Below are 17704 nucleotides of genomic sequence, written 5' to 3'. Positions count from 1 at the left end.
TAAGGGCTCTCGGCATTTAGGCTTAACCATACTGCTTTGTGCCGTAGCATTTAATCTAGTCCTTAGTTTAAAAAAGCGACGCGCTTTTAAACGACGTCGCTTCTTTAATGATTTTTACCGGCGAATATTCTGGCGAATTTCAGCCTTCATGAATAAGCGCGTCACATCAAAATCAATGTCCGCGATCATTTCTTCAAACAAACGATAACCTTCGGATTGATATTCAACTAGTGGGTTTAACTGCCCGTAGCCACGTAAACCAATTGATTGCCGAATTTGATCCATCGTATCAATATGATCGGTCCAATGAGAGTCGACCACCCGTAAAATAACCACTTTTTCAAATTCAAGCATTTGGGCTTCATCATACAGTTGTTTTTGCTTTTCCGCATAAACTTTATTGGCCCGATTTAACAGATAATCAACGATCTGTTGGCTAGATTTACCGGCTAAGTCTTTTTCAATTGAAATTGTTGTTTCCGGTACCATCGAATTAATGGCAAAATCATAGATTGCTTTAAGATCCCAATCTTTTTGATCCCCTTGCGTATGTGAATCCACGATTCGTTTAATCGTCCGTTCAAACATTGGCAATAAAACATATTTCAACGATTCCGTACTGTCGATAACCTGCATCCGCTGAGAATAAATAACTTCCCGCTGCTCACGCATAACATCATCATACTGCAATGTGTTTTTACGCGTATCGTAGTTATTCCCTTCGACCCGCTTCTGAGCTGATTCTACTTGCCGTGTAATCATACGACTTTGGATCACGGCATCATCATCAGCCACTTTCATCCGATCTAATAATGCTTTGATCCGATCGGAACCAAAGCGCCGCATCAAAGTATCTTCCAATGACAAGTAAAATTGGGTTTCACCAGGATCCCCCTGCCGGCCAGCACGACCACGTAACTGGTTATCGATCCGTCGTGATTCATGACGTTCAGTCCCAATTACGCATAAACCGCCAACTTCTTTGACCCCAGGGCCTAATTTAATATCTGTCCCCCGACCAGCCATGTTGGTCGCAATCGTCACACCACCACGTTGACCGGCGTTCATAATAATCTCTGCTTCTTTAAAATGGTTTTTAGCATTCAAAACCATGTGGGGAATATGCTCCCGATCTAATAACTTCGATAATAATTCAGAAGTTTCAACGGCGACAGTCCCGACTAACATTGGCTGCCCCTTTTCGTGGCGTGCCTTGATATCAGCCACAACCGCCTTAAATTTACTTTGTAACGTTGGGTATAGTAAATCAGGATGATCAATTCGGGCAATAGGCCGATTGGTGGGAATCGTAATAACCTGCATATTGTAAATTTCGCGGAACTCTTCTTGTTCCGTCTTGGCAGTCCCGGTCATCCCGGCCAATTTGTTATACATCCGGAAAAAGTTCTGATACGTAATGTTGGCCATCGTCTTCGATTCGTCTTCGATCTCAACGCCTTCTTTGGCCTCAATTGCCTGGTGCAAACCATCGGAATAACGGCGCCCTTCCATAACCCGACCAGTAAAGGAATCAACGATCATGACTTTATCGTCTTGAACCACATAATCAATATCCAATAACATGATGTAATTAGCCCGTAACGCCTGATCCAAATGATGGGTCAACGCCATATTATCAGCGTCATACAAGTTATCCAAACCGAAATTAGCTTCAGCTTTGCGAATACCTTGTTCCGTCAAACTGATGGTTTTCGTTTGCAGATCAATTTTATAGTCTTCATCCTCCTTCAAGGTTTTGACAAAACGATCCGTCCGAATATACAACGCAGTTGACTTCTCTGCTTGTCCAGAAATGATCAGCGGTGTCCGTGATTCATCGATCAAAATTGAATCAACTTCATCGACGATTGCATAATTTAATGGCCGCTGTGACATTTGCTCCTTGTAAACCACCATGTTATCCCGCAAATAATCAAAGCCCAGTTCACTATTAGTTGAATAGGTAATATCCGCTTGATAGGCCGCCCGCTTTTCTTCAGCACTTAATGAATTTAGATTTAACCCAACCGATAACCCTAACCAGTTATAAAGCTCGCCCATTTCGGTAGCGTCACGACTAGATAAGTACTCATTGACAGTGACAACGTGAACCCCTTTGCCTTCTAAAGCATTCAAATAAACTGGCATCGTTGCCGTCAAGGTTTTCCCTTCACCAGTACGCATTTCAGCAATATTACCTTCGTGCAACGTGATCCCACCAATAATTTGCACCCGGAAAGGATAAAGGCCTAAAACGCGTTTAGCCCCTTCCCGCGCAACGGCAAAAGCCTCAGGTAAAATATCATCTAAGGTCTCACCCTTAGCTAAACGTTCCTTGAATACTGGCGTTTTTGCCTGCAGTTCTTCATCAGAAAGGGCCGCCATCTCATCAGCAAGCGCTTCAACTTGATCGGCAATCTTGCCCATCCGTTTAACTTCACGCTTATCGCTTTCGACCCAGTTTCTTAAAATATTTGCCATGACTAATTCCCTTCTCGTCAAACATCGACAATAGAGGTTGAAACCAAGTGATTTCAACTTCATTAATAATTTCTAAAATAGTTAACGTACACTGAAAAGTGATCTGTTCAAGGTATTTAATGTAAAAAACTCACTTTTCGTCCCATATTAATAAAAAACGATACTTCAAGTTTAGCATTAATTTAAATCTCTGCAAACTACTTTAACACATTGAAGTTAAGCGTGCCGAAAAAGGTAATTATTTAACCGCTTTTAACGTTATTTTCAACTAGATCAACACTAAATTAGCTGTAAACAGCAGTCACTTTAATTTTAATCACAAACCCAGTCTTATTTTTGTTTGCATTAAAAAAGCTGGACTATCTCGTTAAAGATAATCCAGCCTAGATCTGACTTTGATTATTGTTCGTCAGTTTCAATCAATCCATAACGACCATCCCGCCGTTTATACACAATGCTTGTGCCGTTTGTTTCAGCATCTTCAAAAATAAAGAAGTTATGGCCTAACATGTCCATTTGCAATACAGCCTCTTCGCTGTCCATTGGTTTCAAATTGACGCGCTTAGTCCGAACAATATCCAACTTCTCTTCCTTGGCATCATCAGCGGTATCAGTTGCCGGTACGGTGAGATCAAAATCACGGAATCCTTTTTCGCGTGACTTACGATTGATTTTAGTTTTGAACTTACGGATCTGGCGTTCTAGCTTATCCGTTACGAGGTCAACGCTCGCATATAAATCTGGTGAAGTTTCTTCTGCACGTAAGGTTAAGTATGGTAATGGAATAGTAACTTCGACCTTCGCTGTCTTGTCGGGATAAACCTTGAGGTTGACGTGAGCAGTGGATTCAGCGGTATTCGTAAAGTATTTCTCTAATTTACCTAACCGTTTTTCGACATAGCTCCGAATCGCTGCAGTTACCTCGATATTTTCTCCACGGACGTTATAATTAAGCATAGAACTTCTCCCCTTTCACTTGCAAGTTTGCCACTGGCAAATATAGGTGAAGCTAAATCAGTTACAGTGTAGCACCACAACTAGATCCACGCACTCAGGAACTTGATAGCGGATCAATTAGATTTGCTTCGCTCCCTTGCTTATGTCTTAATTATAATAGAAAGCGGTCTAATTGACAATCAAAACAGTGATTCGATTCCGTTTATCGCGCCAAAGTAAACGTCTGCAATTGACAATCTGGAACGGCTGTTTTCAAGCAAGCCTGTGCGTGTCGCATGGTTCGGCCAGTTGTGTAGATATCATCCAACAGTAAAACTTTTTTATTGTGTAACGTGGTCTTAGTCCCAACAAAAGTAAATAGTTGTGGCGTACGCAACCGTGCTTGACGACTTTTATGTGCTTGTTTAACTGGCTGTGGCTGCTTTTTTAAGCACGGCGTTAATGAAACGCAATCCGCGTATAGGCCCACCACTGGATTAAATCCTCGCCGAGCATAACTGGCCGCATCCGTTGGAATCGGAATGTAAATATCGGCCGGATGGTGCTTGAACCACCGCTGACAGTCCGCCGTGAACGCCGCATGCAACCGATAATCACCTAAACTTTTATAACGTTTAAAAAAATCCTGCAACACCGCATTGTAAACAAACAAAGCTTGATTGTGCAACTGCTGCGGTTGCTTTTTTAACCAACGTTGACAGTCACGACACAGTTGCGGGCTAGTTTGAGTGCGCCCACACTCTGGACAAGCCGTTGTAATCACTTGTAGCCGCCGTTGGCAATGTGCACAGATTCGTTCGACAAGTAGCGGCCGCCAATACAATAAGTCGGCTAACGTCAAATTTTGACTAAATGGTTGTTGACATAATAGACAATTCATTTGAAACCTGCCTTCCGATTGACCTGTTTGATCTGCCGACAGGCCTGCTGTACAGAACGACTTAAACCAGCACAAATAAAAACGACTTCGCCAGTAGGACAAGCGGCCGAACGGCCAACACGACCAGCCATTTGTACTAAGGCTGCAGTGGAGAAAACTTGATCATCCGCACCTAAAACCAACACGTCAATACCAGGAAAAGTAACTCCCCGTTCTAAAATCGTGGTGGTCACTAAACAATCCAGTTGCTGTTGCCGCATTTGTTGAACTTTTTCCAAACGCTGTGCATCGGCAGCATGGACAGTTGCAAAATGCAAACTTGGAAATTGGTGCCGCAACAGTGGTGCTAAAACTTTGAGCAACTCGATCCGCGGTACAAATAGTAAAAAGCGTTGCCGTTGCTCCACCTTTATGGCAATGCGGTGGGCTAATTGCTGCGGTATTCGTTGCTTATTTAACTGCTGGCGCCATTTAAAGCACAATTGAACTTGAGGTTGTGGTAAAGCGTGCCCGTGATAGCGCCGCGGTAAATAACTTAACTGTAGCTGACCGGTTCTAGTCTGGCGTAATAATTGGCGACTAGGCGTAGCGGTTAAAAATAGCCGGGTACCACTGACCTTAACGGCTTGTTGGGTGGCAAAGGCTAACTGTGGATTTTGCGCATAAGGAAAAGCATCGACTTCATCGATGATCAGCACATCAAACGCACGATAAAAGCGTAATAATTGGTGGGTCGTGCACAAAACTAATTGCGTATAACGGTAAGCTTCGGTTTGGCGTCCATGGAGTAGCATGATCGGCGTGGTAGCAAAGGCGACCTGTAGACGCGGCATTAGTTCTAAACAAACATCTACACGTGGAGAGGCCACACCTACCCGCAATCCCTGTACCAGAGCAGTTGCGATACCAGGAAAAAGCATTTCCGTTTTGCCAGCACCAGTAACCGCCCACAAAAGCTGATCTTGTCGTTGAGCAAAGCCACGGCGAATCGCTGCAGCGGCAGCCTGCTGATCAGTTGTTAATTTTCCTGACCAAGTCAAAGGCGCCGAGTTAGGTTTAAAAAGATTAGGTTCGGCTAGGCTGACCAAATAATCGTCTGCACACACCCGCCCCAACAATAAGCAATCCGGGCAATAATAACGGCCATCCGCCAATTGAACCTCCTGCTTGCGTTGCCGACTTCCACAACGATTACACACCAGCCACTTAGTATTTAATTGCCGCATTGCTAGGCGTTGCTGGCAGTGTGGTATATTATTATTAATATTGGTTAACGCCGCTGCAGAAACGACTTGTTGACACCCATATAAAGCGGCTATTTCGATGTTCTTCACCCCCATTACTTATAAACTACGCCAAAAATATCATCATTTTTTGCTTATCAATTTAAATAAAAGAAGTGATCAGAATTGTTAACTCATTACATCACCATCAAAGCCGCTGGTGAGCATGAACTTGTGATCAAAAAATCGCGGTTTATTTGCCAGTTAGCTCGTGTTACGGACGAAACTGCCGCTCAAGAATTTATTACCACCTGCAAAAAAAAGCACTATAAGGCTAATCACAATTGTAGTGCCTATATTATCGGTGAACGGGATGAACATCAACAGGCCCATGATGACGGTGAACCCAGCGGAACTGCTGGTTCCCCGATGTTAGAGGTACTTCGCCGCCAGCATTTAAAAAACGTGGTTGCAGTGACCACCCGTTATTTTGGCGGTACCAAATTAGGTGCTGGCGGGCTGATTCGGGCCTATAGCAACTCAGTTACCCAGGCTCTGACAACCGTTGGCTTAGTTGAAGGCCACCTACAGCAAGCTTTGTTAGTCACTATTAATTATGCTCAAATTGATCGCTTAGAACACTTTTTGACGCAACAAGCGCTTGTCATTACAAACACACAATACTTGGAACACGTCACCTTAACAATCATGGTCACCACCGGTCAATTAGAAAATGTTCAAGCCGCGATCACCGAACAATTAAGTGGCCGGGCCACCTTTAAACTTGGCGCACAGCAGTATTTTGAAACCGATTTAAGTTAGCGCCAAAAAATGATTACGGCATACGTCGTGATCATTTTTAGCTTGTCCAGACACCAAAAAACACCTCTGATCACTACTCAGGGGTGTTTAACAAGCCGGCGAATAAGTTTTAATAATGGTTGCCAGTGACTACCGACTAAACCGATCTCTTCAACAAAAATCTCTAAACCGAATAACAATGCGATGATCAACAAAATTGATCCCCAACGTGTGGATAACGGAAACAAGAGCGCAATCATCGAGAAAACCAGCGCAATACCGTAAATCGTAAAAACTGCTTGGCGTTGGTTTAGACCCATTGCTAACAGGCGATGATGTAAATGATGCCGATCTGCTTGGGAAATTGGCTTATGATTAAGTAAGCGCCGAAAAATCGCAAAAACCGTATCGGTGATTGGAACGCCTAAAATAATTACGGGGATGACAATTGATATAAAAGTCACATTTTTCAAACCTTCTAAAGAAAAAACCGCGATCATAAAGCCGATGAATAGCGATCCGGTATCCCCAAGAAAAATACTAGCGGGATGGAAATTATGGGGTAAAAAGCCGATCAAGGTAGCCACTAAAGCGAAAATCATGATTGGCACATCGACCTCTGGTACCGCCAAAAAAAACCAGGCAATGATCCCCATAGTAAACAGAGCAATGATTGAGACTCCAGTTGCCAAACCATCTAAGCCATCTATCAAATTAACCGCGTTGGTGATGGCCAAAATCCAAATGATCGTAATTGGCAAACTCCACCAGCCTAATTCAAAATGACCAATAAATGGGATTGAAATACTAGTCATTCGAATGTGCGCCACATAATAAATAACTAGCGCTGCTAAAAAGATGCCTAACATTTTTTGCTTGGGGCTTAATTCCAGAATGTCATCCAGGATCCCGGTGATCACAATAATACATTCACCAAGAAAAATACTGTACAACATCATCGTCGGAAATTGTGCCCGTAACAGCACAAATGTGGAGAAAGTAAAGGTAATAAAAATACCTAAACCACCCATCGAAGGAATTGGTGCCTTGTTGATCCGCCGCGCATTTGGTTTATCGATCGCACCCATTTTAATGGCTAATCGGCGAATAAACGGTGTTACGACCGCCGAGATGACCATCGTCAAGCAGAACATGACAATTATTCTAAACATAGTTTTTTAACTCTCTTTCAGCTGTTTCCCCTATGTTATTGTATTATACAAAGCCGTGTCCGGAAATACAAATTTCACCCAATCTACAAATTAGTTCAAAAATAAAAACAGGACGGCGAAGACCACCACAAAACACCTACTCGGTATTATTGAAGTGGGATCCCCGCGTCCCGTTTTAATCAATTATTTAGCATATTCAACTGTTCGTGTTTCTCGAATGACGGTCACTTTAATGTGCCCTGGGTACTCTAACTCATCTTCAATCCGTTTCCGAATATCATGCGCCAAAGTCACCGCCTGTAAATCATTGATTTCTTCAGGTTTAACCATGACCCGAACTTCACGGCCTGCTTGAATAGCGTAACTGGTTTTAACCCCTTTGAAATCATTTGTAATAGCTTCAAGTTTCTCTAAACGATGAATATAATTTTCTAAAGACTCCGAACGCGCTCCCGGTCGTGCAGCAGAGATCGCATCCCCTGCTGCTACCAATACAGCAATTACGGAAGTTGGTTCAACGTCACCATGATGTGATGCAATTGCATTTACAACGACTTCGTTTTCATGATATTTACGTGCAATTTCCACACCAATTTCAACATGTGATCCCTGCACTTCATGATCCAAAGCTTTACCAATATCGTGTAATAATCCTGCGCGTTTTGCTAGTGTAACATCCTCACCTAACTCCGCAGCCAAGGCGCCAACAAGTTTGGCGACCTCGATCGAATGATTTAACACATTCTGACCATAGCTGGTTCTGAAATGAAGCCGACCTAAGATTTTGATCAAATCAGGATGCATGTTGTGAATACCGACATCAAAAATTGCTTGTTCACCAATTTGCCGGATCCGTTCATCCATTTCTTTGCGTGACTTCTCCACCATCTCTTCGATCCGTGCTGGATGAATTCGACCGTCCTGAATCAGTTTTTCCAACGCCATGCGCGCAATTTCGCGGCGCACAGGGTCAAAGCCACTTAGAATAACGGCCTCTGGTGTATCGTCGATAATTAAATCGATCCCCGTCAAGGTTTCTAAAGTCCGGATATTCCGACCTTCGCGACCAATAATGCGACCTTTCATATCATCATTTGGTAAGTTAACGACAGAAACTGTCGTTTCCGATACTGAATCCGCAGCACTACGCTGAATTGCGTAGGCAATCAAACTTTTAGCGGTACGATCTGCTGTTTCCTTAGCATCTGCTTCGCTTTCTTTGATCATCACTGCCCGTTCCTCGGCTAAATCAGTCTTGGTTTGAGCAATGATCATATTACGGGCGTCTTCCTGGGATAACGCAGCAACGCGCTCTAATTCGGTTTGTTGCTGCTCAATCAGTGAGGATACTTCCTTCTGCTTTTCATCAATGAGTTGTTGTCTGCTACCCAACGTTGTTTCGCGTTTTTCTAAGAGTCGTTCCTTTTTGTCCAACGTATCATCCTTGCGGTCAAGTGTTTCTTCACGTTGTAAGACGCGATTCTCTTGTTTCTGAACTTCGCCACGTCGCTCTTTTAACTCATTTTCAATCTCAGTCCGATAACGATGATTTTCATCTTTTGCTTCTAAAAGCGCCTCTTTTTTCTGAGTTTCAGCTTCTTTTTTTGCACCAGCGATGATGCTATCAGCGGTATTGTGTGCCATAGCCAACTGTTTTTCATGAATTGACTTACGCACAGCATAGCCTAAGATTAAACCGACAACTAACATGATGACTGCGAGGATTATCGTGATAAATAGACTCATATCTTCACCTCCGCATCATCAAAAACGATTATAGTATTAATCGTATAAATTTTAAGATGTTTATTATTTGATTATTTACACACTATTCATTTTATAGTTGCAGACAGAGACTGTCAACATTAATTGGTTAACAATCCCAGGCAAACAAAAAAAGCATAAGTGAAAAAATGTTTTTCGCTTATGCTTTCCGTCTGATGACAACAAAAATTAAACGTCCAATGTACTAGGATCTTTGACCTTAGTTTTATCTTTATCGGCATCTTTAGCTTTGGTCTTATCTTTTGTCTTAGTTTTATCAGCCTTTGAATCAGCTTTTTTTTCATCAGTCGTCGGTTCAGCAATACCATAAGCTTCACGGACTTTTTGCTTGATCTCAGCCATGACCTCAGGATGATCAGCCACATAACTTTTAGCATTTTCACGGCCTTGACCAATCCGCTCATTACCATAAGAATACCAAGAACCACTTTTATCCACAATATCTTTTTCAACGGCCATATCCACTAATTCACCAGTTTGGGAGATGCCCTTACCATACATAATGTCGACTAAAGCAACTTTAAATGGTGGCGCAACCTTATTCTTAACTACCTTGATCTTGGTCCGATTACCAATGATATTCGTACCTTCCTTGATCTGTTCCGAACGGCGAACTTCTAAACGTACAGTTGCATAGAATTTCAAAGCACGACCACCAGGAGTAGTTTCCGGATTACCAAACATGATCCCAACTTTTTCTCGGATCTGATTAATAAAAATAGCAATCGTTTTTGTTTTATTGATCGAACCCGAAAGCTTACGTAAGGCCTGGGACATCAAACGTGCTTGTAAGCCCACATGTGAGTCACCGATTTCGCCTTCGATTTCGGCCCGGGGAACTAAGGCCGCCACAGAATCAACAACAACAATATCAATGGCCCCACTAGAAACTAAGGCATCCGCAATTTCCAGTCCTTGTTCGCCGGTATCAGGTTGGGATAGAAGTAAATCGTCAATATTAACGCCTAAGTTGGAAGCATATTGTGGATCCATGGCATTTTCGGCATCAATATAGGCTGCCGTTCCACCTTGTTTCTGTACTTCAGCAACGGCGTGTAACGCGACCGTTGTTTTACCGGAACTTTCTGGTCCGTAGATTTCAATGATCCGGCCACGTGGGTAACCGCCAACACCTAACGCTTCATCTAATGCCAACGAGCCGGTCGAAACTGTCGAAATTTGTGTATCGACTTTCTCACCAAGACGCATAATTGAACCTTTACCAAAGTTCTTTTCAATCTTTTTCAGCGCGTTATCCAGCGCTGCTTTACGTTCATCAGCCAAGTGAGATCCTCCTTAAATTGTCGTTCATTATCTTCATTTTTGATGTTTTCAATCAAGCGAACACTCAATCGCTTCACAACTAATCATACAGAAACAATTGGCAAAAAGCAAGCAAAAAGTGAACAAATGTTCCCACTTATTTATCTACTACCAACAGATGATACAATAGGTCAAAACCCATTAACGCACTTTGCTGACGAACCGAATTACGTGACTTAGAGAAGCTAAACTTCCGTGCAATTGGGGCCTGATCACGATAAGCAATTCCAATATAAACGGTTCCCGCAGGTTGGCCTTCTAGTGTATCAGGCCCTGCGACCCCAGTAAAGGAAATTGCAATATCAGTCTGCATTATTTGCTTAGCTTGTCGCGCCATGGCAAGTGCTGTTTCTTGACTAACGACGCCATACTTATGCAGTTGGGCAGCATCAATCTGTAATAAATGTGCTTTTTCTGCCAAAGAATAAGTAACAAAACCACCATTAAATACAGTCGATGCCCCACTCACATTCGCTATCATACTTTGAAAAAGCCCGGAGGTTAAACTTTCAGCAGCCGTGATCGTTAAATTACGCTGTTTCAATAATTGGACAACCACCTGCTCCAACGAATTATGCTCACCATATCCGTAGAAATATGCGCCAACCCGAGCCTGTACCTCGGCCTCAAGTTCAATCAAAAGTTGCTGTGCATTGGCCTGATCAGTAGCCTCAGCAGTTAAGCGCAAGGTAACTTCGTTAGTCTTCGCATAAGGCGCGATCGTTGGGTTAGTTTGTGAATCAATCAAATCAGCTAACTGCGTCACCAATGCCGACTCCCCAATACCATGGAACCGTAGAACGCGTGATTCCAAAACACTGGCTTGCTTAAACTTAGCCACTAGAATTGGCCGGGCTGAATCAATAAACATAGCTTCCAGCTCACTAGGCGGTCCCGGAAGTAGCATATACGTATGGGCCGGTGCTTGATAAAGCGCCCCAACAGCCATTCCCACTGGATTCTTCAACGGTGTACTATTGGCTGGCAACATTGCCTGTAGGCGGTTATTCTCTGTCATTGGCCGTTTAGACCGGGCAAAGAATTCTTCAATGTACGCCATCGCTGGTGCATCTACCACTAATTTTTCATTCAAATGGGCCGCCAAAGTTTGCTTGGTTAAATCATCCTTAGTTGGTCCTAAACCACCCGTTAAAATGATCAATTCGCTCCGGCTATCCGCCAACTTGATCGCTGCTTCTAAACGTTCAGCATTGTCACCAATAACGGATTGATAATAAACATCAATGCCCAAATCCGCTAATTCTCGGGCAACAAACGGCGTCGTAGTATTCGTAATTTCACCTAAAAGAATCTCCGTGCCGACCGCAATAATCTCTGCTCGCATTATTCTTGCCTCCAACTTTAATATACGCAATTTTTTCAATTCTAGTTTAGCTTACTCTTTTTTTAGCCAAAAAAACACGCACAGAGTCTGTACGCGTTTAAAATCTATTTTTTAAATGAATCCGCAAAAACATGTCGACTGTGAACGAAGTAATCGACCCCTGAATAAATGGTAAAGAAAAGACAAATATAAAGTAAGATCAACGCCAATGGAAAATGTAAATTATTGAAAAATACATTGTTCAAGAACAAGAAAATAATCGCAAACATTTGGGTTGTTGTCTTGATTTTGCCTGGCATAGCCGCAGCTAAAACAACATGTTCGTTACTTTCAGCAAGTAACAAGCGTAATCCCGTTACTGCTAGTTCCCGACAAACGATGATGGCGATCACCCAAGCTGGCGCCTTACCCATTTCTACTAAAATAATAAATGCGGTCATGACCAACATTTTATCCGCCAAAGGATCAGCAAACTTACCAAAATTGGTCACTAAATGTTGCCCACGAGCAATTTTGCCATCAATAAAGTCGGTGATCGAAGCCAGCGCAAAAATCAAGGCACCAATAATTTGGGTCCACGGAATCACGGTTCCAGCCACATTTGCACTTCCCCAACTCCATGGTACAAGAACAACGATCATGAATAAGGGAATCATAAAAATGCGAATGGTGGTTAATCGATTAGGTACGTTCATGAATTAAATCTCCTCTACTCCACTCTTTAGGTCAGTTTATTAGCCCAAACCGCTAATAAACTCCTGATGTTCCGGACGATGACCATTCAACTACCGCGTAGTGCGCGAGTTGAAACATGGCTCTACTCCACTCTTTAGGTCAGTTTATTAGCCCAAACCGCTAATAAACTCCTGATGTTCCGGACGATGACCATTCAACTACCGCGTAGTGCGCGAGTTGAAACATGGCTCTACTCCACTCTTTAGGTCAGTTTATTAGCCCAAACCGCTAATAAACTCCTGATGTTCCGGACGATGACCATTCAACTACCGCGTAGTGCGCGAGTTGAAACATGGCTCTACTCCACTCTTTAGGTCAGTTTATTAGCCCAAATGTCGGTCTAGTTAGTCGTTGTTGTTTGGGCAACTGCTTGACTGCTGCTAGTTGCGGTGGTTTGACTGCTAGCCGTAGTTGCCGCTTGACTGCTAGTACTAGTCGCACTACTACTTGAAGCAGCCGCAGCAGTAGTCATTGTGACGGTGATCGTCTTCACATAGCCACCAACATTGTTGGGATCAAGGTTAAAGGTTTTCCCGTTCATTTTAGCCTTCGTATTCTCAGCATTCCCGGTTTGAATCGTAAATGAAGTGGTTCCAGTTGGAATTTTGATCGACTGTTCTGCACTAGTCAGAGTTCCCTGCCAAACCTGTGTACCACCAGCTGTGACGGAAACCCAGGCAGTTTTAGTATCACCAGCATGCAACACTAAAGTATTAGCGGTTGGCGCGTTACTATAAGTAAAGGCAGCGCTGGTTGTCGTTTCCGCAGTAACGGTCATTTTTGGTTTTGTTGAAGTTTTCTTAGTCGAACTAGCTTTTTTAGCTGTGCTAGACGATGATGCTTGCGAACTGCTGCTAGCGCTGCTTGCCTTCTTCTTACTGGAAGACACAGAAGAAACTGTAACGGATGAACTGTCCTGAATAACACTCTTGTTACGCTCACGATTACCGATGGCAAAAGCGTAGATCACGCCCACGATGATCACGACTACTGCAACGATAATAATCGTTGGCAAATAGCGACTGAAGCGTGCAAAGCTTGTATCATGATCTTTAGTCCGTGTCCGGGTAGCCGTCTTTTTGTCTTCTTCATCAGGCTCAATATACTCTTGGGGCTGAGGTTGCGGAATCGTGTCGTTGAACTCATTCAGCAGTTGCTCACTATCTAAACCAACTGTATCCGCGTACTGTTTGACAAAGGCGCGCACATAAAAATCACCGGGCAGCGCCTCAAAGTTGCCTTCTTCAATTGCAATTAAATACCGCTTCTGAATTTTAGTGATCTGCTGCAGATCATCCAAGGTGTAACCTTTGTCGATCCGCGCGTCACGTAATTTTTGTCCTATTTCACTCATTGATTCTTTTCCACCTATAGCCCTTTATCAATAATTTCAATTTTAGTATAGCATAGAAAAATAAATCTTTTCACTAAGATTTTCCTTACAGTAATTTAATTTAAAGAATTCTTTAGACTAACCCTAAAATTGAGCCAACTTACATGTGCCTTAAACAAGTTTTAGCTTCTACACCATAAAAGTGAACGTCGATCAGAAAAAATAAATTTGCTAAAAAATTAATGAACCTAGCACCAGACTTACGCCACGCTAAAACTTATTTACGCCAACCACCGGTAACATAAAGTGTTTGTCCCGTAAGATACCCAGCGTCTTTTTTTAACAAAGATTGGATCCAAAAGGCCACTTCATCTGGTTTAGCTAAGCGACTGATCGGAATTTCACTGCGCAATTGTGTTTTAGCATCGGCGTCAAATAATTGATTCATTTTAGTATCCACTGCCCCTGGCGCAACGACATTCACCGTGATCCCCAAGGAAGCTACTTCCCGTGCATAGGCATTGGCAAACGCCGATTGAGCACCTTTAACCGTACTATAAGCAACTTCCAAAGGACTACCACTGCCACCATACACAGAGCCGACAAAGACAATGCGGCCGTACGCACTCTGCGCTAATTTTGCGCTTAAACGCTGGCACAATAACATCGGTGTTTTAATATGCATCTGCCACAAGTGTTCCAATTGCTCAGCAGTGGTCGCCTGAAACAATCCGTAAGTCGTGGTTCCAGCCGCAAAAATAACTGCATCGACTTGAAACAATTGCCTGCTGATTTGATCCAACTGGGTTTCATCAGTTAGATCATAAGCTAACGTAAAAAAATCTTGCCGCGGGTACTGCTGACTAAATGTTACTTGTAGCTGTTCTACTGGTGCAGCATGTTGAAAATAATGTAAGTACAACGACCATCCTGCAGCGGCTAACCGCCGAGCAACTGCCTGACCAATATCACCTGAAGCGCCAATGATCAATGCCGAACGAGTCATGATTGTGCTGCCGCTGTCGGTTCAATATGGAAAACACTCAGGGCTTCGCTGCGCACAAATTGCCGTAAGGCCGCTTGAATATCACTTAACGTGATCTCGTCCACAATATTGACTAAATCAAACAAACTAGCATCACCAAAGTCATTGCCAGAATAAGTATTCGCAATGTACTCCAGTGCGTTCATGGATTGTAGTAGTCGCCCTAAAGCTTCTTTTTTAACCAAAGCTAACCGCTGCTCATTTAAATCAGGATTACTATCAGCCTTTTCCAATAAACTGATCATTGCATCAGAAAATTCCTGGGGTTTAGCTGTATCCCCACTTAAAGTTGCAAAATGGTAGGTCCGCGCCAGATCCAACTCGTAACCAAAACTATCATCCACAATTCCTTGATCATATAACTTCAAATAATTTTGTGAAGAATCACCAAATAACAGGTCAAATAATAGATTCAATTCCGTTCGATATTTTAAACCAGCGCGATCCTGTGTGGCTGGAATCAAGCCTTTGATCCCGACAATACTTTTGCCACGTTTAACCGGTAATTCGGTGACTCGATACGGAATAATATCATGACCGTCACTGGCCTCTTCCGGAAATTGTCGCTGAATTGGTGTTGCTGGTGGAAAAGTTTTTGCGTTTTGATTGGCTTCGATCCAAGCTAACGTTGTGATTGGTTCAATATTTCCGACAACAAAAAGGTTCATATTGCTGGGTTGATAGAACGTACGGTAGGCCGCATATAATTGTTCTGGCGTGATCTTAGCGATCGAATCAATGGTTCCCGCAATATCATCATGTAAGGGATGCTTAGGGTAAAGATTTTCAATAATACCGAAGAATAAGCGCCAATTAGGATCATCTTCGTACATTTCAATTTCTTGACCAATGATTCCTTTTTCCTTATTGACTGAAGCCTCAGTAAAGTACGGCTCTTGGACAAAGTCCAGTAAAGTCATTAAATTAGTTTTAATATTATCCGTTGCTGAAAACAAATAACTGGTTCGCGTAAAGCTAGTAAAGGCATTAGCATTAGCACCGTTATGACTGAAAACCTCAAAGATATCGCCAGCTTTTTTGGCAAACATTTTATGTTCTAAAAAATGAGCGATCCCTGCAGGTACTGCAGTAAACTCACTTTCTCCATTAGGAATAAAATAATTATCGATCGAGCCGTAATTGGTAGTCAACACCGCGTAAGTTTTATGGTAACCCGCTTTAGGCAACATAGTAACCTGCAGCCCATTAGCTAGCGTTTGGCGATACAGTGTTTCATCCAGGGTGGCATAATGTGTTGTTTCCATTATTTGTCCCCTCCTTCACTACTTAAGAAATAAACCGCCTGTAATTGAATTGTCGCTGCAGCGGCAATAATTTGTTCCTTGGTCACAGCATCTAGTGCGGCAACAAAGTCGGCTGTGGACACCGCAGCCGCTGGCACCAATTGTTGCACTAATTCATGGGTCGTTAAATAGCCAGCGCTATCTAACCCAGTAATGTATTGATTCTTCAAAGTTGCTTTAGTTTGTTCCAACAATTCATCACTAAAAGTGCCGGTCTGCAAAGTCGTTAACTGCGCCGCAATAATTTCCTTAACTTGCGCCACGTTAGCCGCATCAATTCCAGTTTGAACCGTGATCAGACCACGAAAAGCATCATAAGCGCTGGCAGCATAATAAGCTAGGCTGGCGCGTTCACGCACATTAGTAAATAACAATGACATCGCCGAACCCCCGAAAATACCGTTAGCCAGCAGTAGCGCATAATAATCAGGTTGATAATAATAAATTGGTACTTGATAAGCTAAATTTAGCTTAGCTTGATTGGTGGGTTGAACCTCCGTTTGTTCCACCACAGTTGGCACCAAAGGCTGTTGATAAAAGATCTCTGTTGGTGTCACCGTCCGAGAAGTTAACGGTAGGTCAGCTAATAAAGTGGCTATTTGCTCAGGATCAACTTCACCTAGGACCGTGATTGCCACTTGATCTTGAGCCAACATTTGTTGGTAATAAGTGTAGAGACTGCTAGCAGTGATCGGTTGTAAATCTGCCGTATTGCCGAAACTTGGTAGCCGCTGCGCGGAGCCTTCCTGAAAATACAGTTGCTGTAATTTCAGGCTAGCATAAGCCTGCTTATTATCATAAACAGATGCTAGGTAAGCCTGCATATTAGTTTTTTCCCGTGTAAATGTGGCGTTATCAAAGCCGGCTGCAGTCGCATTAGGCCGCCACAAAACCTGCTTTAAAAACGCAATTGCTTCTGCCAAAACCTGAGTAGTCCCTGGCAAGAATTTATCATTGACTAAGGTCAATACCACCGAGAAAACATGCATATTACCACGTTTACTGACAGAAATACCAAAGTTGGCACCATACATCGCCGATAATTTAGCTGCCAGCTCAGCCTGCGTCGGATAATCTTGACTATTCGTTTCTAACAAACTCGCTAATAACGAGCGCTGTGTGATGGTCGTTGCTGTTAATGGTGCAATAAAATTTAGTACGATCCGGATCGTTTTAAATTGAGTTGAAGGCAAAACGGTTAAACTGACACCGTCCGCGATTGTTTTTTTAATTACCATAAAATTCCCTCGCTATTATGATTATGCAGTCATGACTTCATTATACATCATGATCCCTTGTTTACTTTTCCTAACGGTATAG

14 protein-coding genes are annotated in these 17704 nt (G+C 42.9%); 1 reads left to right on the top strand and 13 read right to left on the bottom strand.

The window, feature by feature from the left end:
* Nucleotides 1-114: 114 nt before the first annotated feature.
* The 4 genes from secA to FFM78_RS03080 all read right to left on the bottom strand — a co-directional run bounded on the left by secA (nt 115) and on the right by FFM78_RS03080 (nt 5643).
* Nucleotides 115-2481 carry a preprotein translocase subunit SecA gene (gene secA, locus FFM78_RS03095; protein WP_137636969.1) on the bottom strand — a complete coding sequence of 789 codons (2367 nt, stop codon included), beginning with the start codon at nt 2479-2481 and terminating at the stop codon, nt 115-117.
* A gap of 399 nt (nt 2482-2880) precedes the next feature.
* Nucleotides 2881-3438, bottom strand: coding sequence for a ribosome hibernation-promoting factor, HPF/YfiA family (gene hpf / locus FFM78_RS03090; RefSeq protein ID WP_137636968.1), 558 nt, complete (start codon nt 3436-3438; stop codon nt 2881-2883).
* Nucleotides 3439-3640: 202 nt separating this feature from the next.
* Nucleotides 3641-4318, bottom strand: coding sequence for a ComF family protein (locus FFM78_RS03085; protein ID WP_137636967.1), 678 nt, complete (start codon nt 4316-4318; stop codon nt 3641-3643).
* The gene (locus FFM78_RS03080; RefSeq protein ID WP_373280661.1) at nt 4315-5643 is read right to left on the bottom strand and encodes an ATP-dependent helicase ComFA; all 1329 of its coding nucleotides are present in this window, start codon (nt 5641-5643) and stop codon (nt 4315-4317) included. Before FFM78_RS03080 ends, FFM78_RS03085 begins: the two co-directional genes overlap by 4 nt.
* A gap of 84 nt (nt 5644-5727) precedes the next feature.
* On the opposite strand from FFM78_RS03080, the gene FFM78_RS03075 reads away from it, so the two are divergent.
* A complete protein-coding gene (locus tag FFM78_RS03075) occupies nt 5728-6363 on the top strand; it encodes a YigZ family protein (protein WP_137636965.1) in 636 nt (211 codons plus the stop codon).
* Nucleotides 6364-6440: 77 nt separating this feature from the next.
* On the opposite strand, the gene FFM78_RS03070 is transcribed toward FFM78_RS03075, so the two are convergent.
* From FFM78_RS03070 to yfmF, 9 genes are all read right to left on the bottom strand, one after another.
* A complete protein-coding gene (locus FFM78_RS03070; RefSeq protein ID WP_137636964.1) occupies nt 6441-7514 on the bottom strand; it encodes a glycosyltransferase family 4 protein in 1074 nt (357 codons plus the stop codon).
* A 183-nt stretch (nt 7515-7697) separates the two neighbouring features.
* Nucleotides 7698-9260 (bottom strand): ribonuclease Y, encoded by a 1563-nt coding sequence (rny, locus tag FFM78_RS03065; RefSeq protein ID WP_137636963.1) that lies wholly within the window; start codon nt 9258-9260, stop codon nt 7698-7700.
* A gap of 207 nt (nt 9261-9467) precedes the next feature.
* The gene (recA, locus tag FFM78_RS03060; protein WP_137636962.1) at nt 9468-10583 is read right to left on the bottom strand and encodes a recombinase RecA; all 1116 of its coding nucleotides are present in this window, start codon (nt 10581-10583) and stop codon (nt 9468-9470) included.
* Between the two features lie 136 nt (nt 10584-10719).
* Nucleotides 10720-11967 carry a competence/damage-inducible protein A gene (locus FFM78_RS03055; RefSeq protein ID WP_137636961.1) on the bottom strand — a complete coding sequence of 416 codons (1248 nt, stop codon included), beginning with the start codon at nt 11965-11967 and terminating at the stop codon, nt 10720-10722.
* 104 nt (nt 11968-12071) lie between these two features.
* The gene (gene pgsA, locus FFM78_RS03050) at nt 12072-12662 is read right to left on the bottom strand and encodes a CDP-diacylglycerol--glycerol-3-phosphate 3-phosphatidyltransferase (RefSeq protein WP_137636960.1); all 591 of its coding nucleotides are present in this window, start codon (nt 12660-12662) and stop codon (nt 12072-12074) included.
* 380 nt (nt 12663-13042) lie between these two features.
* Entirely contained in the window at nt 13043-14056 is a 1014-nt protein-coding gene (locus FFM78_RS03045) for a helix-turn-helix domain-containing protein (protein WP_137636959.1), read from the bottom strand.
* A 256-nt stretch (nt 14057-14312) separates the two neighbouring features.
* Entirely contained in the window at nt 14313-15041 is a 729-nt protein-coding gene (gene ymfI / locus FFM78_RS03040; protein WP_137636958.1) for an elongation factor P 5-aminopentanone reductase, read from the bottom strand.
* Nucleotides 15038-16345, bottom strand: a complete 1308-nt coding sequence (gene yfmH / locus FFM78_RS03035) for an EF-P 5-aminopentanol modification-associated protein YfmH (RefSeq protein WP_137636957.1) — start codon at nt 16343-16345, stop codon at nt 15038-15040. Before yfmH ends, ymfI begins: the two co-directional genes overlap by 4 nt.
* Nucleotides 16345-17622 carry an EF-P 5-aminopentanol modification-associated protein YfmF gene (gene yfmF, locus FFM78_RS03030; RefSeq protein ID WP_137636956.1) on the bottom strand — a complete coding sequence of 426 codons (1278 nt, stop codon included), beginning with the start codon at nt 17620-17622 and terminating at the stop codon, nt 16345-16347. The genes yfmH and yfmF overlap by 1 nt, the downstream gene beginning before the upstream one ends.
* Between the last annotated feature and the right edge of the window lie 82 nt (nt 17623-17704).

The sequence above is a fragment of the Loigolactobacillus binensis genome (genome assembly GCF_005405165.1).
Taxonomy (GTDB): Bacteria; Bacillota; Bacilli; order Lactobacillales; family Lactobacillaceae; genus Loigolactobacillus; species Loigolactobacillus binensis.
Note: the sequence above shows the minus strand (reverse complement) of the source record. Positions and strands in the feature narration are given on the sequence as shown.